Source organism: Paraburkholderia sp. SARCC-3016 (genome assembly GCF_031119615.1).
Taxonomy (GTDB): Bacteria; Pseudomonadota; Gammaproteobacteria; order Burkholderiales; family Burkholderiaceae; genus Paraburkholderia.
The window spans coordinates 1-21,773 of the sequence record NZ_JAVHZD010000008.1; the positions used below are offsets into that span (position 1 = coordinate 1).

Consider the following 21,773-nt stretch of genomic DNA (forward strand, 5'->3'; position numbering starts at 1 on the left):
TAGCCATGTCGTTCTGTGAGCCAAGGAGTTGGTAGAATGTTTTGTCTTCCTAAGACCGCTTGGCCTCCGACTTGACGGTCAGTTCGGCGACGACAGGTGTGCCGGCGGGTGCGCCGACACCGGTATTGGCAGATTGGGAGTGCAGATTCATCGCAATGGCGCTCCGTTTACTGCGCGCCGGCTTTCTTGATCAGCGTGTCGAGCATGCCGAACTCGGCGTCCGTGAGATCGGTGAGCGGCGCGCGCACCGGACCCGCATCGCGGCCGACGAGCTTCGCACCCGCCTTCACGATGCTGACCGCGTAGCCCGCGCGGCGGTTGCGGATTTCGAGGTACGGCAGGAAGAACGTATCGAGCAGTTCGCCGATCGTCGCGTGATCGTCGGCGGCAAGTGCGCGGTAGAACTGCATCGCCGTTTTCGGAATGAAGTTGAACACCGCCGACGAATAGACGGGCACGCCCAGCGCCTTATACGCGGCGGCATACACTTCTGCGGTCGGCAGGCCGCCGAGATACGAAAAGCGGTCGCCGAGCTTGCGGCGAATCTGCACCATCAATTCGATGTCGCCGACACCGTCCTTGAAGCCGATCAGATTCGGGCAGCGGTCGGCGAGGCGCGCGAGCGCATCGGCGCCGAGCTTCGAATTCGCGCGGTTATAAACGATCACGCCGATATCGATGGCCTTGCAGACCTGCTCGACGTGCGCCGCGATGCCGTCCTGGCTCGCTTCGGTCAGGTAATGCGGCATCAACAGCAGGCCCTTTGCACCGACACGCTGCGCTTCTTTTGCATACGCGATCGCCGTACGTGTCGGGCCGCCCGCGCCCGCGAGAATCGGCACCTTGCCTGCGCAGGTCTCGACCGCGGTACGCACGACGTCCGTGTACTCGGCGGGCGTCAGCGAGAAAAACTCGCCGGTGCCGCCCGCGGCGAACAATGCGGTCGCGCCATACGGTGCGAGCCATTCGAGACGTTGCGCGTACGTCTTCGCGTTGAAGTTTCCGTCCCGGTCGAAATCGGTGACGGGGAACGACAGCAGGCCTTCGGAGACGATCTGCTTCAATTCTTGCGGTGCGGTCATGATGGAGACTGTCCTATGGGTGCGCATCGGGCGCGCGCGACGAAATTTGCAGGATGACGGACGAGGCAATTCCGATGAGTCCGTGCGTGTTATATGTCATCGTACAACGTACGTCGAAGCGGATCAAGTGGACAAAACGCAACCGCACATATGCGACCGGGCCGACCGGATCCGCCGATCGGCGCGGCCGGCCGGCTCAAGCCGATTGCGCCGTCTTGCCGGCGCCCTGCCCGGTTCCCGCTTCCTGAGCGCGGCGCAGCCGTTCGCGGCTGTTCGACAGATGCATGCGCATCGCCGCGCGCGCCGATTCGGAGTCGCGCCGCTCGATCGCATCGTAGATGTCCTCGTGCTCGCGATTGACGCGGTCGAGATATGTCTCGGGGTCGTTGTGCGCAAGCGCCGCCGAATTCACGCGCGTGCGCGGGATGATCGTGTTGCCCAGCTGGCTCAGGATGCTGTGGAAATAGCGGTTGCCGGTCGCCTTTGCGAGCTCGAGGTGGAACGCCACGTCGGCGGCAACCGCATTGCCGGTTCGCTCGGCGACGTGTTGCTGGAATTCGTCCAGCGCGCGGCGCATTTCCTTCAGGTTCCCGTCCGTGCGGCGCAGTGCGGCGAGCCCGGCCGCCTCGGCCTCAAGGCTGATGCGCAGTTCCAGTATGGCCATCACGTCGCGTACCGTCAGCTCGCTCGGCACGCCGCCGAGCAAGCTCTCCTGCTCCTGCGGCTCGAGCACGAAGGTGCCGATGCCGTGGCGCGTCTGCACGAGGCGCGCGGCCTGCAGGCGCGAGATGGCCTCGCGCACCACGGTGCGGCTCACGCCGAGCTGATTCATGATCTCGGACTCGGTCGGCATCTTGTCGCCGGGGCGCAGCGCACCGCCGCGGATACGCCCGGACAGCTCGGCGACGACTTCCTCGGTCAGATTGCGGGAGCGGCGCAGCGGGCGCGCTTCGGGAGCTTGAGGCATGGCGGGCGCCAAGGTGGCGAGCGGTAACGGAACCCCATTATAGAGGCGAAGCAGGCCTTGTACGATGACCTCGATCGGCTGACACAGGCGCAGCGTACTTCGACAATCGCCGTACCGACTGCAACCGCGCGGCTGCAAAGGTGCTGGTTCCGCGTTCCGGCACAGGCTTGCCAGGGTTACTCCGGATTGGTCCGCGCGAGCGAGCCCCGCACACTGATGTACGATGACATATAACTAGCAGCGCCCCATTGCTCGCACGGTAGTTCGTCCACCTGTTGTTTCCACGGATGCCAGACACCGCCCGCGAGCGTTTCTGCGTTGCCTCGCTTCCGGAGATTCGCTGTGCCTCTCGCTTCCCCCTTTTCCGATCCCGCGACGCTCGCGCGCGCCGTCAGCAAGGCAAAGCGGCGCCTGTTTCCGCTGCTGCTCGTGATGTTCATCGCGAACTACATCGATCGCGTCAATCTCGGTTTCGTCGCCTCGCATCTGAAAGTGGATCTCGGCATCGGCGCGGCCGCGTTTGGCCTCGGCAGCGGTCTGTTTTTTGTCGGCTATGCGATTTTCGAGGTGCCGTCGAACGTGCTGATGCAGAAGTTCGGCGCACGCGCCTGGCTCACGCGGATCATGTTCACCTGGGGCATCGTTGCCGCGGCAATGGCGTTCATTCAGGGGCCGGCCTCGTTTTATACGCTGCGCTTTCTGCTCGGCATCGCGGAAGCGGGTTTCTTCCCGGGCGTGGTCTTTTACTTCACGCAGTGGTTTCCGCGTCGCGAACGTGGCGAGGCGGTCGCGGTGTTTCTTGGCGGCTCCGCTTTTGCATCGGTGTTGTCGGGGCCGATTACGGGCGCGTTGCTGTCGGTGCGCGGTCTCGGCCTCGCGGGCTGGCAATGGATGTTCCTTATCGAAGGACTCTTTTCGGTCGCGCTGTGCGGCCTTTGCTGGGTGCTCCTGAAGTCGCACCCGTCGGAAGCGAGGTGGCTCACGCGCGACGAACAGCAGGCCCTCGAAACGACCATCGCCGCCGAGCAGGACGAACGGGAAGCTGCGCGCGGCGGCAAGCTGCCGATCGGTGCACTGCTGCGCGACCCGCAACTGATTCTGTTCTGCCTGCTCTACTTCGCGATCCAGCTGACGATTTATGCGGCAACGTTCTGGCTGCCGACGATCATCCGCAAGATGGGCGGCCTCAGCGACTTTCAGGTGGGCCTGCTCAATGCGATTCCATGGCTGCTCGCAATCGGCAGCATGTATGGCTTTGCGCTGTTGTCGCGCCGCTGGCGTCATCAGCAGGCATGGCTTGCGACTGCGCTGATCGTCGCAGCGGTCGGCCTGTTCGCATCGACGAAAGGCGGTCCGGTATTCGCGTTCGTCGGCATCTGTATTTCGGCGCTCGGCTTCAAGGCGGCAGCATCGCTGTTCTGGCCGATTCCGCAGGATTATCTCGATGCGAAGATCGCGGCCGGGATGATCGCGCTGATCAATTCGCTCGGCAATCTAGGTGGTTTCTTTGCGCCAGCCACGTTCGGCTACCTGCAGGAGCACACGGGGTCGATTACGGGCGGACTCTACGGACTTGGCGTGATTTCGGTGATCGCAGCGCTCGCTGCGTTTCTCGCGCGCGATGTGCCGACGAAGCGCACGCCTGGGCATGATGCAAGTGGCGCGCCAAGGTCGGTTGGATGAACGGCGATGTTCGAACTGGCGTCCGGTCGCCGGTTGCGGGTCAGGCGCGCGCTTTCGGGTTACAGCTGCGGCGCTCGCACGGTGTCTGTCCGGCTCGCGCGCAAGCGATCCGAGGGTGGACGGTACGTCGTCCACCTCGCAAGCCATGGTGCTCAAGCGCTATTGCGTGACCGTGCCGGTTTTCACGCCCGTGTATTTGAGATTCTCGATTTCCTTTGGCGCGGTGTCCGGATCGTCCAGCGTCGGCGTGATATGCCCGACCAGAATTCCCATGCTGATCGACGTGCGGACGTATTTCGTATCGCCGGCGTGCAACGTGAACGTAACTTCTCTTTTCACTTCCGTTGCGGTGGAGACGGTGTAATCGCCCGGAGCTTCGTCAACGTAGAAAAATCCCCCCGCTACTGAACGACCGACGACTTGATCGTTAAGCTTGATCTCCGGTTGAATCATCGCTCCGCCGAACGCATCCGCACGGAAGAAATAGATGCGGCCATGGTCGGAAGCGAGCGTCGGTATCGAAGACGCAATTTCCTTGTACTGTGGCCCGGATGCGCAGCCTGTTGCAACCAATGCGACGCCGGCCGAAAAAAGGAGCGTCCGATAGAGTGTTTTCATCCAGTGTCCCCGTGGATTCTGTTTGATAGTCGACTGATGCTCGGCCAGGACCTCGACACGGAGCGCCTTGGCACGGCATTCCTGATTACGGCTGCAGAGGCGAATTCTTTAACAAGGCAAGATCAGGCGGAACTCCATTGGAGACAGCGCCGCTGCTGCGGGAAAGGATTTCACAGTCCTGATGTTTCGCATTGCAATTCTCGCGGGAATATCAGTTTCGATGCGTCATGAAATGGTTCGCGCCGTAATGTACCTTTCATCTATGTCGATCGCATTCGGCCGACCCTAGCTCGCGACTCCGGGTACCATCGCGGAATCCGCCATCCCCAGCGGACCCCACTCCCCCATCACCCATCAGAGGACTCAAGAGGACACCATGGCAAAAGCTGGCTTTATTGGACTGGGCATCATGGGCACGCCGATGGCGGCCAACCTGATCAAAGGCGGCCACACGCTCTTTCTGCACAGCCGCTCAGGCGTGCCCGACGAACTCGTCAAGCAAGGCGGCAAGGCGTGCGCATCGCCCGCCGAAGTCGCACGCGAAGCGGACATCGTGTTCCTGATGGTGCCCGATACGCCGCATGTCGAGGCGGTGCTGTTCGGCGACAACGGCGTCACGTCGACGCTCGGCAAAGGCAAGACCGTCGTCGACATGAGCTCGATTTCGCCGATCGCCACCAAAGGCTTCGCAAAGCGTATCAACGACCTCGGCAGCGACTATCTCGACGCGCCTGTCTCGGGCGGCGAAGTCGGCGCGAAAGCCGCGTCGCTGACGATCATGATCGGCGGCCCGCAGCCGGTGTTCGACAAGGTCAAGCCGCTCTTCGAGCTGATGGGCAAGAACATCACGCTCGTCGGCAACAACGGCGACGGCCAGACCGCGAAGGTCGCGAATCAGATCATCGTGGCGCTGAACATTCAGGCCGTGGCCGAAGCGCTGCTGTTCGCCTCGAAGGCCGGCGCCGATCCGGCGAAGGTGCGCGAAGCGCTGATGGGCGGTTTCGCGTCGTCGCGCGTGCTCGAGGTACACGGCGAACGCATGATCAAGCGCACGTTCAACCCGGGCTTCCGCATCAATCTGCATCAGAAGGACATCGGCCTCGCGAACGAAGGCGCGAAAGCGCTCGGCGTTTCGCTGCCCAATACCGGCGCGATGCAGCAGCTGATGAACGCATGCATGGCGCTCGGCTTCGGCGACCTCGACCACTCGGCGCTGTGCCAGGCAATCGAAACGTTGTCCGCGCATCGAATCGCCGGTTGATCCGAACCGAACCGAACCGCGCATGAGCGGAGCGCATCGGTCCGCGCTCCGCATGCAAGAAACGGCTCACGTCCTCTCGCATCCCATCTTCGGCAACCGCTAAAATCTCGCTGGCCCGCGGGCGGCCGGCGTGACATCGCACGCACCGTCCCGGCTGTCCTGACACGCATGCGGAGACATAGTGCACCTTACAGCCACCTTTACCCCTTGGTCCGCGCACGATACGCGCCTGATTTTCTCGTGCGCATTGGGCCTCTCGATCATCATCGTTTCTATCAGTGCGCTAAAACTCGCGCCATTCCTGTCGATTCTCGTCGGCACGTTCGCGGCCGGCTTTAGCGCGGGCTTGCCGCTCGAAGCGGTTGCGAGCGCATTCAGTAAAGGCGCAGGCGCGCTGCTCGGCGACATCGGCATCATCATCGCGCTCGGTGCGATGCTCGGTGCGCTGATGGCCGATTCGGGCGCGGCCGACCGCCTCGTCACCACGATCCTCGATCTGTCGACGCCACGTCGGCTGCCGTGGATGATGGCGCTCGTCGCGATCATCATCGGCTTGCCGCTGTTCTTCGAAGTAGGCCTCGTGATGATGGTGCCGATCATCTTCGTGATGGCGCGCCGCGCGCAGCAGCCGATCCTGCGCATCGCGATTCCCGCGCTCGCCGGCATGACGACGCTGCATGCACTGCTGCCGCCGCATCCGGGACCGCTGATCGCGGTCAGCGCGCTGCATGCGGATCTCGGCCTGACGTTAGGCCTCGGCCTGATCGTCGCGATTCCGGCTGTGATTCTCGCGGGACCCGTCTACGGCGGCTGGCTCGCGAAACGCATGCAGATCGCCGAGCCCGACGAGATGGGCAAGCTGTTCCGCTCCGAAACGGCGTCGTCCGCGTTGCCCGGCTTTGCGATCTCGCTCAGCACGATTTTGTTGCCCGTCGTGCTGATGCTTGGACGCACCGTGGCAAAGCTTGCGCTCGAGCCGAACACGCTGGCCCACGACGCGCTCGATTTCCTCGGCGAGCCGCTCGTCGCACTCGGCCTCACCGTGCTCTTCGCGATCGTGGCGCTCGGGTGGTCGCGCGGCATGCCGCGCGAGCGCGTGGGCGGCATTCTGCGCAAAAGCCTGCCGCCGATCGCCGCGCTGCTGCTCACGATCGGTGCGGGCGGCGGCCTGAAACAGACGCTCGTCGTCGCGGGCATCAGTACGACGATCGGCAAGATCGCGGTCGGCGCTCATCTGCCGCTGCTCGTGCTCGCCTGGCTCATCGCTGTCGCATTACGCCAGGCCACGGGGTCCGCCACGGTCGCAACCACGACGACCGCGGGCATCGTTGCGCCCGTGGTGACGGGCCTGTCAGTCACGCACAACTCGCTGCTCGCGCTTGCGATCGGCGCGGGGTCGGTATTCTTCTGTCATGTCAACGACGCGGGATTCTGGATGGTCCGCGAGTATTTCGGACTCCAGTTAAAGCAGACGGTTTTCGTCTGGTCGATTTTGCAGACCATCGTATCGGTCGTCGGTCTCGTGCTGACGCTCGCGTTATGGAGCGTGCTGACCTGAGTGCGCTTCGATAACGCGCGACGAAAGATGCAATGCGTTCGCGCGGCGGCCATGCCATGCATGCGTTTCGCCGCGCATGCATGGCGCGCGAGCTCAGCGCATATGAAATGACGAAGCCATGCGCCTATAGCACGTTCTTCTTATCATGTGATCTGCGACTGTGCATCAACGCACACATCGATGCATGACACCATTGTGTTCGCACGGTATCCGAGCTAGTTTTCTTCGCTGACACGGCTTCCTTCATCAAGTCGACTTCAAGGAGATCACCGTGCTGTCCGCAAACAAGTCACCCCGCCCGCCGATTGTCGCCTTGACGGTTGCCGTCGCAACAATTTCCCTGATTGTGCCGGCCATTGCATCAGCCGACGATAGTGGCGCTGCTGCACGCAGCACTCAAACGAACGCGAACGCGATCGGCGCCATTCCGCCCGTTGCCAATGCGGTCAACGCGAATGCGTCCGGCTCGGGCGATTCGTCGTCCAGTACTGCGGCCGCTCCGTCGGCCACGTCGGCCGCCGCCGCTTCGACAATCAATCCGGCCGACCCGAATCCGCCGGACATTCCCGGTCAGGTGATTCTCGGCGACGGTTTCGTCTATCAAGGCAGCTTGCGCGACGGCATGCCGGACGGCAAAGGCGTCAAACGCTGGCCGACCGGCGACTGGGTTGCCGGCGATTTCACCGCCGGCCTGCTCGAAGGCGATGCCGTTATTCATCGCTCGGACGGCGGCTCGCTGACAGGCACCTTCCGTCACAACGCGCCGTGGGACGCCGTCGAAAAGGATGCGAACGGCAACGTCGTCGCCATATATCACGGCGGCGTGATGCGCGCCGTCACGCAGGCAGCGGCGCCTCGCGTACAACAGGTTCATTCGGGAACGTCGGTTTCCAATCAGTAATGCCGGATCTGCGGTGCAGGACGCGGGTTGGCCGCGGTACCTTGCGGGGGACGGCGGTACGTCGGGTACGTCGGTGCTGCGACTCATGCGCTTGCGTCGCAGCGTTTTCGCCTTGAACCGGTATCCGCGCGTGCCGCGTCTCGTCACGCAGAGAATCAAACGTTCATAGCTCGATGGGCTGGCCATGCGGCGTGCGGCGCGCGGCCCGATCCCATGCCTCGCGCCGCTCCAGCAATCCCGCGGGCGTCACGCAGCCTTTCGCCGCGGCGATGCGCTCGAGCGCGGTCAGCCAGTGCCGGTAATACGTGTCGCCGCGATCGGGGTCGCCGGCCGATTGCGCGTCGCGAATCGCGTCGTGCAGATACGCGGCCCACTCGGCCCATGTGAAAACGCCGCGGCGATAGAGCGCGAGCGTCATCGCAAACGCGGCCGCTTCCCACGGCGCGTTGAAGACGGGGGCGTTGCCGTCGCGCGGCAATTCCGGCAGGTGCGCAAGCAGGTCCGACGATTCGCCCAACCCTGCATGCGCAGCGACTGTCGTTGTCATGGTTGTCATAGCTTTCGCGCCTGTTCCGGCGCGCTCAGTGTTCCTGTCCATGCTCGCCCGCGGGTTCGAGGTACGGTTCCCAGCAGTCGACGCATACCGATGCGGCGCTCGTATCGTCGCCCCACAGCTCCGCCGCCGCGAAGCGCACGGTATAAAGCCAGCGCGGCTGCTCGCCCTGCCCGATCGCATGTGCATCGGGAAACACATGCGCACCGCGCACCGCGACGATTTCGCCGCGCTTGCCGCGACAATAGCGCGGCAAGCGCGTGTGCGTCGCCGGATTCATTTCGCGCGCGCGCACCGCGTCGCCGGCGACAAAGCGCGCCGGATCGGCCATCGGCCTGTCGTATGGAAAGCCGCGTGACAACGTCGGGCGCACTTGCGCTGCCTCAAGCACGCGCTTGAGGCGCGCGGCCGGCCCCGCCGGCCTGCCCGCTTCGATTTCTTCCGCAGTGGCGAGGCCGTGTTCGATCAGCAGCTTGCAAAGGCCGTCGAACCAGATCTCGTAGTACGTATCGGCGAGGTACCGCGCGGGAGGCAGACTTTCGCGCGCTGCGCGCGACATGTCGATATTCCACGTGCCTGTCGCGCCCATCGCGAGCGTCAGCGCAAGGACGCGCGGCTCCCAGTCCGCGTGGAAGATCGGCTCGTCGCGCTCGGGCTGCACGGGGCCGAAGCTCTGCATGCCGCCCATATCGTGTGCGCCGTTCATGCGCGTACTCCTTGCGCGTCTCGGGACGCATGCGGCAAGCCCGTGCCGATCATCGAGTCGCGCGTGACGAGTTCCGCGAGCGCCTCTTCGCTGAAGCCATCGGTTCCTTCGGGACGCATCGGCAGCACGAGATAGCGCAATTCGGACGTCGAATCCCAGACGCGGAATTCGACGTCTTCGGGCAACTCGTAGCCGAACTCTTTCAGCACGCCGCGCGGATCGATCACGACGCGCGAGCGGTATGGCGCCGACTTGTACCAGACCGGCGGCAAGCCGAGCACCGGCCATGGATAGCACGAACACAGCGTGCAGACGACCATGTTGTGCACGCGCGGCGTGTTCTCGAGCACGACCATATGTTCGCCGCCGCGGCCCGAATAGCCGAGCGACGCGATCGCGGCGGTCGCGTCGTCGAGCAGCCACGCGCGGTATTGCGGATCGCTCCACGCGCGCGCGACCACGCGCGCGCCGTTGCGCGGTCCGATCTGATGCTCGTAAGTTTCGATCAGCACGTCGAGCGCCTGCGGGTCGACGTAGCCCTTCTCGACCAGCAGCGACTCGAGCGCGCGCACGCGCAGCTCCATTTCCGATAAGGCGCTGCCCTCGTGGGCATGGTCATGGCCGTGTTCATGCCCGGCTTCATGCGGATCGTGCGGTATGGGGTTTTCGTGGCTCATCGCGGTTCGATTCCCGAATGCGGAAGGTGGCTGATCGGCGTGCCTCGCCGATGTGTTGTCGATGTACTCGTCGATTTTCTGTTTGACGTGCCGCATCGACGGGCATGGGCGACGGTCGCGACGGATAACGAAGCGACCCACTCAGTATCGTTTGCCAGGCTGACGAATGCAATCTTCAGACGATGCGCACGCATCTCACCGCGCGTATCGACCGGCGCTCGCGGCGGCGGACACGCGTCGCACGCGCGCCTCGCTCGGGCGGTACAATTGCGGTTTCGTCTAACGAACGAGTCCATCGACGATGATGCGCTGGCGATAGCCCGCAGTGCACCCAGCCGTGCATCCAGTAGCGTACCGGGCAGTGCGCTTCGGTTGCACGATCATCCCAACCGGAATTGTCTGGCCGTCGCATTTCGGGCGGCAGGCCGGCCACCGCATCGTTATTGATTGCGCCCGCTCGCGCAGCCCTTCGTTCTTCGCTTCTTCAAACACACGAGGTAAGCGCGCGGCCCATTGGCCCGCGCGTCGTCGCACATGGCCGACAGGAAAACCGCTCAAGGCACGCAGGCATTTCGCAGCGTCCTCGCTTTTGTATTCGCACACTGGTGGCGGCAGCCGGCGCGCGTCGCCACGGTCGCGGCGTTCGCGCTGTGCGGCGCGCTCGCCGACGTGATGACGCCGCTGTTCGCCGGACGGCTCGTCGATGCGCTGTCCGCCGGCGCCGCCAGCGTGGCCGCGAAGGCGCAGGCGTGGGACGCCGCGTCGCACGCGTTCGGCGCATTGATTGCGCTCGGCTTCACGGGCATGGTGCTGCGCCAGCTCGTCTATCGCAACATCATCACGATGACGCTGCGCATGATGAGCGAGATCGCCGCGAGCGGCTTTCACCGCGTGCAGCGCTTTGCGACCGACTGGCATGCGAACAGCTTCGCGGGCTCGACCGTGCGAAAGATCACGCGCGGCATCTGGGCGCTCGATCTGCTCAACGACACCTTGCTGATTACGCTGATGCCCTCCTGCGTGATGCTGATCGGCACGACAATCGTGCTCGGCACGCGCTGGCCAGTGATGGGTGCGATCGTCGGCGTCGGCTCGCTGCTCTATATCGGCGTGACGGCCACGCTGTCGCTGCGCTATGTCGCGCCGTCGGCACGGCTCGCCAATATGTGGGACACGCGTCTTGGCGGCTCGCTCGCGGATGCCGTCAGTTGCAACGCGGTGGTCAAGGCGTTCGGCGCCGAACATCGCGAGGAAGCCCGGCTCGCGCGTGTCATCGCGAAATGGAGCAAGCGCACGCGCCGCACGTGGAGCCGCGGCACGACCAACGGCGGCCTGCAAAGCGCGATGCTCGTGCTGATGCAGGCGGCGATCGTCGGCACGGCGCTCTGGCTGTGGACGCACGACAAGGCGAGCGTCGGCGACATCACGTTCGCCCTGACCACCTTCTTCATGCTGCAAGGCTATCTGCGCGACATCGGCCAGCACGTGCGCAACCTGCAGCGCTCGATCAACGATATGGAAGAGCTCGTCGCGCTCGAGCACGAACCGCTCGGCATCGAAGACAGGCCGGGCGCGCGTCCGATCGACATCGTGCGCGGCGAAATCCGCTTCGAACACGTGACGTTCCGCTATGGCGCGGCGCAGGCGCCGCTCTACGAAGATCTGTCGATCCGCATTGCGCCGGGCGAGCGCATCGGGCTCGTAGGCCACTCGGGCTCGGGCAAGACGACCTTCGTCAAGCTGATCCAGCGGCTCTACGACATCGACGCGGGCCGCATCACGATCGACGGCCAGGATATCGCGCAGGTACAGCAGGCGTCGCTGCGCCGGCAGATCGCGATCGTCCAGCAGGAACCGGTGCTGTTTCACCGTTCGCTCGCCGAGAACATCGCGTACGCGCGCCCTGATGCGACGCTCGCGGAAATCGAGCGCGCCGCGCGTCTGGCCAGCGCGCATGAATTTATCGACGCGTTGCCGCAAGGCTACGACACGCTCGTCGGCGAGCGCGGCGTCAAGCTCTCGGGCGGCGAGCGGCAGCGCATCGCGATCGCGCGCGCGTTTCTCGCCGACGCGCCCGTGCTGATTTTCGACGAAGCGACGTCGAGCCTCGACAGCGAAAGCGAGGTGCTGATCCAGCAATCGATGGAGCGGCTGATGGCGGGACGCACGACGCTCGTCGTCGCGCACCGGCTGTCCACCGTGCGCTCGCTCGACCGGCTGCTCGTGCTCGACAAAGGCCGCATCGTCGAGGAAGGCCCGCACGAACGGCTGATCGAGCGCGAAAACGGCCTGTACCGCCGGCTTTTCACGCGTCAGGCAGTCGAACTCGCGAAGGGCATGCTCGACGACGGCAGCCGCGCCGGCAGCGGCGCAACTCACGATGCCGACAGCGCGATCGACGAGGCGAGCGCAGCGCCGCCCGTCGAGTACGCAGGCGACCCGAGCGCGACCCACGGGCTCGGGCCGATCAGCGCAAACCGGTAAGCGTTAGCCGCGCCTTGCGGCCCGCAACTGCCGCTTATCTGCCGCTATCTGCCGGCAGCGGCAAAACCTTGTCTTCGCCTCGCTGCTGAACGATTTGATCCGTGCGAGCATGCCTTTGCGACGATGGATCATATCGGCGCTTAACCCCCTGCCCTACGATTCTTTTCAGGCCGGGCGCAACAGCGCAGTCCGGCAGCGAACGGATCCCGGAGGTTAAGGCAATGGCACCAGTCGAACGGTTTGAGTATGTGTTTCTCGGCGGCGGCAAAGGCGGCAAGACGCTCGCGGTCGAACTGGCGAAAGCCGGCCGGAAAGTCGCCGTGGTAGAGCGCGGCATGATCGGCGGCTCCTGTATCAATGTCGCGTGTATTCCGACGAAATCGCTGATTCAGACTGCGCGGCTCATGCACGCGGCCCGCGAGGCCGAAAAGCTCGGCGCCGCGCCGCAAGCAGGCGGGCTCGATATGAAGCGCGTCTATCAGCGCGTGCGCTCGATCGTGGACGGAATGGTCGACATCAATATGAGCGCGTTCCAGACGTCCGGGCTCGACCTGATCATCGGCGATGGCCGCTTCATTGCGCCGCGCACGATCGAAGTGACGCTCGCGAACGGCGACCAGCGCGTCGTGTTCGGCGATCACGCCTTCATCAACACGGGCACGACCGCCGCGGTTCCCGATATCGACGGCCTGCGTTATGCCGCGCCGCTCACGCACGTCGAAGCGCTCGAACTCGACACGCTGCCCGAGCATCTGATCGTGTTCGGCGGCGGCTATATCGGTCTCGAAATGGCGCAGGCGTTCCGGCGTCTCGGCAGCCGCGTGACGCTGCTGCAGGAAGCCCCGCGCGTCGCGATGCGCGAAGACGCGGACGTCGCCGCGGCGATCACGGCCGCGCTCGTGCAGGACGGCATCGATGTGCGCGTGAATACGCGGGCGGTCAAGGTGGAAGGCCACTCGGGCAAAAGCGTGCGTGTCACGCTGACCGACGGCAGCACGCTCGACGGCACGCATATTCTCGTCGCGGCGGGCCGCACGCCGAATACGCGCGACATCGGCCTCGAGGAAGCCGGCGTCAAACTCGACGAGCGCGGCTTTATCGTCACCGACGAACGGCTCGCGACGAGCGCGCCCAATACGTGGGCGATCGGCGAAGTGGCCGGCACGCCGATGTTCACGCACGCATCGTTCGACGACTACCGTGTGCTGAAGTCGAGCCTCGCGGGCGGCACGTACACGACGGCGAATCGCACGATACCGTATGCGCTTTTCATCGAACCGGAACTCGCGCGCATCGGCCTCAACGAAACGGAAGCCGCGGGGAAAGGCATCAAGGTGCGGGTCGCGACGCTGCCGATGGCCGCGGTGCCGCGCGCGCGCACGAACCAAGAAACGGCCGGTTTCATGAAGGCGCTCGTGGCGGCCGATTCGGACGAGATCGTGGGCTTCACGATGGTCGGCACGCAGGCTGGCGAAGTGGTGTCCGCGGTGCAGATGGCGATGCTCGGCAAGCTGCCGTACACGGCGGTGCGCGATGCGATCCTGAGCCATCCGACCATCGGCGAAGGGTTGAACCTGCTGTTTGCGAAGGTGCCGCCGAGAGTCTGAACCCGGCGTGAACCCGGCCCGAATCTGGCATGAAGCGGGCTTGAAGCGGGCATGAAGCGGGCTTGAAGCGGGCTTGAAGCACGCATCAAGCAACCTCACTCGTGCCGTCAGCGATGCCGACGGCACACAAAAACCCGCAGCGAATGCTTAAAAGTGAAAGCGGCTATGCAATAATCGCGGCTTGTCCCTGTCGCCTAGCGCCGCTCATCGCCGCATCAGCCTGCTCATGTCGTCCGACCAGAAGGGTCTCATCGCTCCTGTCATCGTCGCGTTCGCGATGTTCATGGAGACGGTCGACGCGAACGTGATCGTCACGGCGCTGCCCCAGATGGCGCGCACCTTTGCTGTAGACCCGGTCACGCTGAAGATCGCGGTCACGAGCTACGTGCTCGGTCTCGGCGTGTTTATTCCCGTTTGCGGCTGGCTGGCGGACCGCTACGGCGCACGTACCGTATTTCGCACCGCAATCGGCATCTTCGTCGCCGGTTCGCTGGCATGCGCGGCCTCCACATCGCTCGGCATGTTCACCGTCGCGCGCTTCGTGCAGGGCATCGGCGGCGCGATGATGGTGCCCGTCGGCCGCATCATCATCTTTCGCAGTGTCGAGCGTTCGGACTTCATTCGCGCAATGAACTACCTGAGCCTCACGTCGCTGCTGGGCCCGGCCGCCGGGCCGCTGCTGGGCGGCTTCATCACGACGTATCTGCACTGGCGGCTGATCTTCTTTATCAACATTCCGGTCGGCATCGTCGGCATCCATCTGACCAACCGATTCATCGCGAATACGCGCGAGCCGCATCCAGGGCCGCTCGACTGGTTCGGGTTTCTGCTGTCCGCAGGCGGCGCCTCGGCGTTCATGCTCGGCCTCGCTCTGGTCGGCAGCGAGCTGATCGCCGATTCGACTGCGTGGACGATGACCTTCGCGGGCGCGATCGCATTGGCTTTCTATGTGCTCTATGCGCGCTATGCGACGCGGCCGCTGCTCGATCTGCGCTTTTTCCGCGTGCCGACGTTTCAGGCGAGCGTGATGGGCGGATCGCTGTTTCGCATCGGGCTCGGCGCGGTGCCGTTTCTATTGCCGCTCGTGCTGCAGGAAGGTCTCGGCATGAGCGCGTTCGAGTCGGGCCTCATTACGTGCGCGTCGGCGATCGGCGGCCTCTTCATGCGCACGCTCGCATCGCGCACGCTGCATCGCTGGGGCTTTCGCACCGTGCTGATGTACAACGCCGCGTTCTCGGGTATCGCGATTGCCGCGTGCGGCCTGTTTTTCCCCGGCACGCCGACATGGCTGATCTGGGGCGTCGTGCTGCTTGGCGGCTTCTTCCCGGCCTTGCAGTTCACGAGCCTCAATTCGATGACCTACGCCGAAATCGAAACACGCGACGTCGGACGCGCGACGAGCCTCGGCAGCGTGGTTCAGCAGATGTCGCTGGGCCTCGGCGTGACCATTGCCGGCATCGTCGTGCAGCTCACGCGGTCGCTGCATGGTCATACGCAGATCGAATGGTCCGATTTCTGGCCGGCGTTCCTGACGGTGGGGCTGTGCTCGTTCGCGTCGATTGCGGTCACGCGGCGCCTCGCGCCGAATGCCGGCGACGAGATTGCGCGCGGCAAGCGCATGGAGGTCACGTCGAAGCGTTGAGCGGTCGCGCAAGCGGCCACACCGATACACCGCGCGAATCGATCCGCACGGCTCGATTGCGGCCTGCGTCGGCAAGCGCAGATTCATCGCCGACGTCGAAGCGATGACCGCCGACGTCGAGCACCGCATAGCGGTCCCCGTGGCGCAGTTCGATGCGTTCGAGCGTGCCGCGATACAGGCTGCGTTCGGTGTTCGCGCCGTTTGTGCCGTTCGCGCCGTTTGTGCCGTTCGCGCCGTTTGTGCCGTTCGCGCCGTTTGTGCCGTTCGCGCCGTTCATGTCGTTCGTGCTCGCATGCTCGGCGGCCGTTTCATCGTCGAGCACCGAGATCGCTCGCGGCGACACGCGCCACATCACCGCCTGGCCGGCCGCGAGCGAAGGTGTCGCAATGGCTTCGATGACGAGACCAAGCGGCGTCTCGATACGCCCATCGCCGCGCATCATGCCCTCGCCGACGTTATGCAGGCCCAGCAATTCGGCGACCCGCAGGCTCGCCGGCCGCTCGAACACATCGGCGATCGAGCCCGTCTGCAGCACGCGGCCGTGCTCGATCACCAGCAGTTCGTCGGCGAGCAGCGCGGCTTCGTCGGGATCGTGCGTGACGAGCACCGTCACCGCCGCGATCTCGCGCTGCAGCTCGCGCAGCGATTGCTGCAGGCGCCGGCGGCGCGGCGTATCGAGCGCCGAGAACGGTTCGTCGAACAATAGCAACTGGCTGTGCCGTGTCAACGCACGCGCGAGCGCCACGCGCTGACGCTGCCCGAACGACAATGCGCGCGGCAAGCGCGCCGTCAATGACGCGAGACCCAGGTGCTCGATCCAGTAGCGCGCGCTCGCGGCATCCGCATCGCGCGGAAACGACAACTGCTGCGCGACCGTCATGTGCGGAAAAAGCCCGTAATCCTGCGGCATGTAGCCGATCTGCCGCTGCTCCGGCGCAAGCGGCGCGAGTTCGCGTGCACCGAGCGTCACCACGGACCCGTCGTTGCGTTCGAGGCCGGCAATCATCCGCAACGCGAGCGACTTGCCCGATCCGGACGGCCCGATGATCGCGAGGCGCCGCGTCGTGGGCGCCCATTCGATATCGAGATCGAACGCGCCGAGGTCGCGGCGCAACTGGAACGCGAGGCGCGCATCGGGTTGCGCCGGCAGCGGAACAGTGGCAGCTGTCGCTACGGCGGCAGGTTCGTCGCCGTTTTCCTGCGGCACATCGGCGTGCGGCGCCGCGCGGCGGCCCGCCACGGAGAGCACCGCGCAGATCACCGCGATCGCAAGCGTCGGCAGCAGCAACGGCATCATCGCGGGCAAGCCCTGGCCGCCGAACACGACGTACGTATAGACGGGCAGCGAGTACGGGTGATAAGCGACCATCACGGTCGCGCCGAACTCGCCGAATGCGCGCAGCCAGGCGAGCGCGAGACCCGCGCGAATCGCCGGCCACGCGATCGGCAGCGTGACGCGGAAGAAGCGGCTGCCCGCATGATGACCGAGCGTCGCAGCGACGTCGTCGAAGACCGGGTCGACCGCCGCGAACGCCGAGCGCGCGGCGATGATCAGAAACGGCGCGGCGACGAAGGTCTCCGCGAGCACGATGCCCGCGAACGAATCGGTCAGCACGCCGCCGAAAAGACGCCCAAGCGGGCTATACGGTCCTAACAGGAATAGCAGCAGAATGCCGCTTGTGAGCGGCGGCAGCGCAAGCGGCAACTGCACGATGAAACCAAGCGCGGCCATCGCGCGCGACGACGAGCGCGCGAGCGCATAACCGAGCGGCACTCCGCCCACGAGGATTAGAAGCGCGGCCACACTTGCGCTCGCGACCGACACGCCGACGGCGGAACCCATCGTGTGCCAGTCGACATGGGCCCAGTCCGCGTGATCGATCTGCGGCAGCGCCGCGATAAACGGCGCGCACAGATAAATGGCAAGCAGGCCGCCGAGCCACAGCAGCGGTCGCGCGGCGTGGCGCGTCATGGCAGGCTTGTCCTCATGCTCATTGCGCGGCGTCGATCACCGCCTGCACCGACGGCGGAATCGCCTGCACGTTACCGACCACGGTCGGCTTCACGACGTCGACGCCATGCTCCTCAAGCAACTGGCGCCCTTTCGCGCTCATCAGGAAGTCGACGAAGCGCGCGGCGCCCTTTGCATTCGGCGCGTCGCCGAGAATCGTGATCGTGTAGCTCGCCTTCGCCTGCAGTTCCGGCGCGGGACGAATGGCCGGGATTTTCAGGTCCGAGGTCTCGGTCGAGTAGAAGAAGCCTGCGTCGAGCTGGCCCGACTGCAGACGGCCGACGAGCGTCTCTTCCGGCAGCACCTGGTCCGGATTTTCCGGCGCGCCGAGCGTCTTTTGCACGAGGTCCGGCTGTTTATAGAGCGCTGCCGCCTTCGTCACCATCTCGACCGTGAACGCGCCCTTCGGGTCGAGCTTCGGGTCCGTGCGGCCGATGCGGATACCCGGTTCCTGCAATACCTCGTCCCAGCGCTTCGATTTGAACTGCGCGGCGAATCGGCTTTGCGGGTTGTAGCCGATCATGAGCGGCGATTCCGCGAAACTCACATACCACGTCACATGATTGCCGTTGGCCTCGCCCATCAGGCTCGTGTTGACCTTTGGGCTCGCGCTGATGAAAACGTCGCCGCGGCGCAGCTTGCCTTTGATTTCATTGGCGATCTTGTTCGAACCGGCGGCGTAGCCCTGGAAGTGAACGCCGGTCTCCTTTTCGAAGGCCGGACCGACGCTGCGCTCCATCAGATTCACGAGCGAACCCGCGTACAGCACATCGACCGTGCCGTCCTGCGCCGACGCACCCTGTGCACCGAACGCCGCGGCCGCCACGACGATAACCGACGCAACCAGCTTACGAACCATGTCATTCCCCGTACCGTTATTAAGTCGACTATATTACGATGCGCGCAACGCTGCATCGAACTTCCCCGCTTTCACTCATGCTCAAGGAGAACACTATGCGCACCAGCGCCCGTAACCAGTTTCCCGGCATCGTTGCCGACGTGAAGACCGGTGCCGTCAACGACGAGATCACGCTGCGCACGCAGGACGGCCTCGAAATCGTCGCGATCATCACGCACGGCAGCGCGGCTTCGCTGGGCCTCGCAGCGGGCAAGCCGGCGTTCGCGCTGATCAAGGCATCGTCGGTGCTCGTGATGGTCGACGCGGACGCGAGCAAGGTGTCCGCGCGCAACTGCATCGCGGGCATCGTTGCGTCGGTCACGAAGGGCGCCGTCAACGCGGAGGTCGTGATCGCCGCGCAAGGCGGGGCGAAGATCGCCGCGATCATTACCAACGACAGCGTCGATCGCCTGGGCCTTGCGAACGGCAAGGCGGCAGCGGCAATCTTCAAGGCGTCGAGCGTGATCGTCGGCGTGGATTGATCGCGCCGGCTGTCGTCTGATCGATGCCTTGCGGGCCACTGCCTCGCATGACGATGGGCATCTCAACGCAGCGGCCGCACGCCGGTTACGCTCGTGCTGCCGCTTTTTGCCTGCTTCTTGCCTTCTTGCCCGCCTCTTGCCCGCTTCGTGACCTTCGTGTCCGTCGTATCTTTCGTCTCGTTCCGTCGTTCGACACCCTTGCCCGGCCGATTGCATCAAGCGCGTCGCGCATTTCATCGGGCACGTGAGGCCAGGCGCCGCAAGCAGCTCGCGCGGCTTACCGCAACGATATGACCGGTGTCGATCGAATTTTCCCCAGCGCTTGCGCTACACGCAGCGTAATATACCTACCGATATATCGACAGGCAAGCGCTAGTTTCGAGTAACGCGGCATGGCACCGGAAATGGAGCATTCGAGCATGACAGCAACGCACCAGACGAACGGCGCAAACCAGACAGAGCGCGAAGCATCGGCGCAAAACGCCATGCTTTCGCTAACAGGCGACTTTCAACGTCCGCTCACGCTGACGCTCGACCAGCTGCGCGATCGCGCAAACGCGCGCGCCGACCCGTTCGACCTGCGCTGCTTCACGACCAACCGTTTCATCCGCAAAGTGGACAGCTACCGCGGCGTATTGCTGAAAGATCTCATCGAAGTGGCCGGCCTGCGCAACGACCGGCCGGGCGATTTCAAGCGGACCATCTTTATCGCCGTTGCCCACGACGGCTATGCGGTCACGTTCTCGTGGCACGAGCTGTTCAACACGCCGGTCGGCGAACGCGTGCTTGTCGCGTTCGAGCGCGGCGGCGCGCCGCTTGCGATCGAAGACGGGGCGCCACTGCTGTTTTCCGCGGGCGATATCCTGCCCGCGCCGCGCCACGTCAAGCGCCTCGCGGGCATTGTCGCGCGCGTGGTGGCGCCCTGACCGGTCAAGCCGCTATCGAGCCGCGATCAAGGCCGCCAGCACAGCGGCCATCGCGCGAGCCAGCTAGAAGCGGTGCCGCAAGCCGACGCGCGTCGCGACCTGGTTGTTCGCGCCGGCGCCCGAGGTGCCGAGCATCGCCGGCACTGTGCCGATCTGCGCCTGCACCGGCACGTCGCGCCCCGCGACCGTATTGCTGCCCGATGCAATCTGATAGACGGCGAGCAGGTAGACGTCGGTACGCTTGGACAGCGCGTAGTCGAGCGCGCCGGTGACTTGATGCCATTTTCCGCTGAAGCGGTCGTCGAGATCCGAGAACGTATAGCCGAGCCCCGCCGCAAGCGCGGGCGTGAAGCCGTAGCGGCCGCCGATTTCATAGTTGTTCAGCCGCGACGAAGCGCCCGTGAGCGGTTCGAAGGTCGTATGCGTCCAGTTGCCCCACACGAGGCCCGCGCCGATCGCGACGCGCGCACCGATGCCATAGGTCTCGAGGTCGCGCAGGCCGCCCGTGTTCACGTTCGCGATGCTGACGCTGAACGGTGGCGTCGCGCCGTTCGGATAGCGGATGTTCGTGTACGCGGCGCCGATGCCGAATGGCCCCTGTGCGTAGTTCGCGCCGAAACTGTACGCGCTCGACGCGCCCTGTTGCGAGGCGCCGCCGGCCGTGACGGTCGGCGTGCCGGCGAACGCGCCGGCCCGATTCGAAAACCCGTACATCGCGCCGAACGTCAGGCCCGAGATATTCGCGCTGCTGAACTTCACCGCGTTGTTGATGCGGCTCGCGCTCAACTGGTCGACATCGTTGATATGCCAGCCGTAGTTGCCGGCGGGCGTCTGGCTGCCGGTCGTGTAATTCGCGCCGAGGTAGTCGGTCGAGAACGAATACTGGCGGCCGAACGCCAGCGTGCCGATGCCGTTCTTCGAAACGCCGACGTATGCCTGCCGCCCGAACAGCGCGCCGCCCTGCCCGATCGAACCGTCGGCGCTGCTAAAGCCGTTTTCGAGCACGAACAGCGCCTTCAGCCCGCCGCCCAGATCTTCCGTGCCGCGCACGCCCCAGCGGCTGCCGGACGCGACGCCGTCCGCGTATTTGACGAGGCTCGCATGGCCCGTCGGCGTGGCCGAGTTCGAGACATAGCTGATGCCGGCATCGATGATGCCGTAGAGCGTGACGCTGCTTTGCGCATGCGCGCTGCTCGTGGCCGCGGCAATTGCACCGAGACCGCCGGCTACTGCGGCTGCATTGAAGATTTTTTTCATTTAGACATCCTTTTTAAAGATTTCACGCGTCCGCGACGGGCGCAAACGCAGCGTGGTTTGTTCGATTCGGAAAATGCCGCTTCGCAGGCCGCCACGAGTCGCGACGCAAAAGCGCGCGCAGACAGCCGCGCGCACCACGCGCGGCGGCTAGCCGGGCACGGCACGATGGCGATTCGGTTCGAGGGAATGTTTAACGGTCTTTGTCGCCCGTGTCGGGCGGCCCGCGCCTTACCCAGGGTATGGGAGCCCGCGCGAAGCATTGTGTCCGGCAATGTAGCGCGCAGTTATATCTCGATAAAGGGCCGGCAGGCGATCTGTATCGTTTTGCAGACAGCACGCATGCCGCTTCCGGAAACGACTGTGCAATACGCGTTCATGGCACGGCGACACCGTACGCCACGCGCAGCGCCTGTCGTGTATCCTTTCGCAGATTCGAACCGTCAGAACAACGCGTCCCCAT

At 64.7% G+C, this 21,773-nt stretch carries 18 protein-coding genes; 9 read left to right on the forward strand and 9 right to left on the reverse strand.

From position 1 onward, the window contains the following. Nucleotides 1-167: 167 nt before the first annotated feature. Complete coding sequence (kdgD, locus tag QYH69_RS09820; protein ID WP_308831674.1) at nucleotides 168-1,082, reverse strand: 5-dehydro-4-deoxyglucarate dehydratase; 915 nt, start codon at nucleotides 1,080-1,082, stop codon at nucleotides 168-170. Nucleotides 1,083-1,278: 196 nt separating this feature from the next. Continuing rightward, nucleotides 1,279-2,049 (reverse strand): FadR/GntR family transcriptional regulator, encoded by a 771-nt coding sequence (locus QYH69_RS09825; protein ID WP_308831675.1) that lies wholly within the window; start codon nucleotides 2,047-2,049, stop codon nucleotides 1,279-1,281. Nucleotides 2,050-2,481: 432 nt separating this feature from the next. Here QYH69_RS09825 and QYH69_RS09830 point away from each other — a divergent pair, with 432 nt between their 5' ends. Further along, nucleotides 2,482-3,732 carry an MFS transporter gene (locus QYH69_RS09830; protein WP_308831852.1) on the forward strand — a complete coding sequence of 417 codons (1,251 nt, stop codon included), beginning with the start codon at nucleotides 2,482-2,484 and terminating at the stop codon, nucleotides 3,730-3,732. A 159-nt stretch (nucleotides 3,733-3,891) separates the two neighbouring features. Here the strand turns inward: QYH69_RS09830 and QYH69_RS09835 are convergent, their stop codons facing one another. Continuing rightward, nucleotides 3,892-4,350, reverse strand: coding sequence for a DUF2846 domain-containing protein (locus QYH69_RS09835; protein WP_308831676.1), 459 nt, complete (start codon nucleotides 4,348-4,350; stop codon nucleotides 3,892-3,894). Nucleotides 4,351-4,726: 376 nt separating this feature from the next. On the opposite strand from QYH69_RS09835, the gene QYH69_RS09840 reads away from it, so the two are divergent. The 3 genes from QYH69_RS09840 (at nucleotide 4,727) to QYH69_RS09850 (ending at nucleotide 8,070) form a co-directional block, all read left to right on the forward strand. Further along, complete coding sequence (locus tag QYH69_RS09840) at nucleotides 4,727-5,611, forward strand: 2-hydroxy-3-oxopropionate reductase (protein WP_308831677.1); 885 nt, start codon at nucleotides 4,727-4,729, stop codon at nucleotides 5,609-5,611. A gap of 181 nt (nucleotides 5,612-5,792) precedes the next feature. After that, nucleotides 5,793-7,169: a gluconate:H+ symporter gene (locus QYH69_RS09845; protein WP_308831678.1), complete on the forward strand. Its 1,377-nt coding sequence runs from the start codon at nucleotides 5,793-5,795 to the stop codon at nucleotides 7,167-7,169. Between the two features lie 271 nt (nucleotides 7,170-7,440). Beyond that, on the forward strand, nucleotides 7,441-8,070 hold the full coding sequence (locus QYH69_RS09850) for a hypothetical protein (RefSeq protein ID WP_308831679.1): 630 nt from the start codon (nucleotides 7,441-7,443) through the stop codon (nucleotides 8,068-8,070). A gap of 163 nt (nucleotides 8,071-8,233) precedes the next feature. Here QYH69_RS09850 and QYH69_RS09855 read toward each other — a convergent pair whose 3' ends face one another. Genes QYH69_RS09855 through nthA form a run of 3 tightly spaced genes read right to left on the reverse strand, consistent with a single transcriptional unit; the run spans nucleotide 8,234 to nucleotide 10,006 of the window. Next, nucleotides 8,234-8,626 carry a nitrile hydratase accessory protein gene (locus QYH69_RS09855; protein ID WP_308831680.1) on the reverse strand — a complete coding sequence of 131 codons (393 nt, stop codon included), beginning with the start codon at nucleotides 8,624-8,626 and terminating at the stop codon, nucleotides 8,234-8,236. A gap of 25 nt (nucleotides 8,627-8,651) precedes the next feature. Continuing rightward, nucleotides 8,652-9,329, reverse strand: coding sequence for a nitrile hydratase subunit beta (nthB, locus tag QYH69_RS09860; RefSeq protein WP_308831681.1), 678 nt, complete (start codon nucleotides 9,327-9,329; stop codon nucleotides 8,652-8,654). Next, nucleotides 9,326-10,006 carry a nitrile hydratase subunit alpha gene (gene nthA, locus QYH69_RS09865; protein WP_308831682.1) on the reverse strand — a complete coding sequence of 227 codons (681 nt, stop codon included), beginning with the start codon at nucleotides 10,004-10,006 and terminating at the stop codon, nucleotides 9,326-9,328. The genes nthB and nthA overlap by 4 nt, the downstream gene beginning before the upstream one ends. 534 nt (nucleotides 10,007-10,540) lie before the next feature. On the opposite strand from nthA, the gene QYH69_RS09870 reads away from it, so the two are divergent. From QYH69_RS09870 to QYH69_RS09880, 3 genes are all read left to right on the forward strand, one after another. Beyond that, nucleotides 10,541-12,490, forward strand: a complete 1,950-nt coding sequence (locus tag QYH69_RS09870) for an ABC transporter ATP-binding protein (protein ID WP_308831683.1) — start codon at nucleotides 10,541-10,543, stop codon at nucleotides 12,488-12,490. Nucleotides 12,491-12,711: 221 nt separating this feature from the next. Next, complete coding sequence (locus QYH69_RS09875; RefSeq protein WP_308831684.1) at nucleotides 12,712-14,097, forward strand: FAD-dependent oxidoreductase; 1,386 nt, start codon at nucleotides 12,712-12,714, stop codon at nucleotides 14,095-14,097. Between the two features lie 226 nt (nucleotides 14,098-14,323). Beyond that, complete coding sequence (locus QYH69_RS09880; protein WP_308831685.1) at nucleotides 14,324-15,739, forward strand: MFS transporter; 1,416 nt, start codon at nucleotides 14,324-14,326, stop codon at nucleotides 15,737-15,739. On the opposite strand, the gene QYH69_RS09885 is transcribed toward QYH69_RS09880, so the two are convergent. Then, nucleotides 15,723-17,711: an ATP-binding cassette domain-containing protein gene (locus QYH69_RS09885; protein WP_308831686.1), complete on the reverse strand. Its 1,989-nt coding sequence runs from the start codon at nucleotides 17,709-17,711 to the stop codon at nucleotides 15,723-15,725. The genes QYH69_RS09880 and QYH69_RS09885 overlap by 17 nt on opposite strands. A gap of 19 nt (nucleotides 17,712-17,730) precedes the next feature. Further along, nucleotides 17,731-18,609 carry an extracellular solute-binding protein gene (locus tag QYH69_RS09890; RefSeq protein ID WP_308831687.1) on the reverse strand — a complete coding sequence of 293 codons (879 nt, stop codon included), beginning with the start codon at nucleotides 18,607-18,609 and terminating at the stop codon, nucleotides 17,731-17,733. Between the two features lie 95 nt (nucleotides 18,610-18,704). Here QYH69_RS09890 and QYH69_RS09895 point away from each other — a divergent pair, with 95 nt between their 5' ends. Both QYH69_RS09895 and QYH69_RS09900 read left to right on the forward strand, forming a co-directional pair. Further along, entirely contained in the window at nucleotides 18,705-19,130 is a 426-nt protein-coding gene (locus QYH69_RS09895; protein WP_308831688.1) for a TOBE domain-containing protein, read from the forward strand. Nucleotides 19,131-19,615: 485 nt separating this feature from the next. Continuing rightward, nucleotides 19,616-20,056: a molybdopterin-dependent oxidoreductase gene (locus tag QYH69_RS09900; protein WP_308831853.1), complete on the forward strand. Its 441-nt coding sequence runs from the start codon at nucleotides 19,616-19,618 to the stop codon at nucleotides 20,054-20,056. Nucleotides 20,057-20,119: 63 nt separating this feature from the next. On the opposite strand, the gene QYH69_RS09905 is transcribed toward QYH69_RS09900, so the two are convergent. Further along, nucleotides 20,120-21,313 carry a porin gene (locus tag QYH69_RS09905; protein ID WP_308831689.1) on the reverse strand — a complete coding sequence of 398 codons (1,194 nt, stop codon included), beginning with the start codon at nucleotides 21,311-21,313 and terminating at the stop codon, nucleotides 20,120-20,122. Between the last annotated feature and the right edge of the window lie 460 nt (nucleotides 21,314-21,773).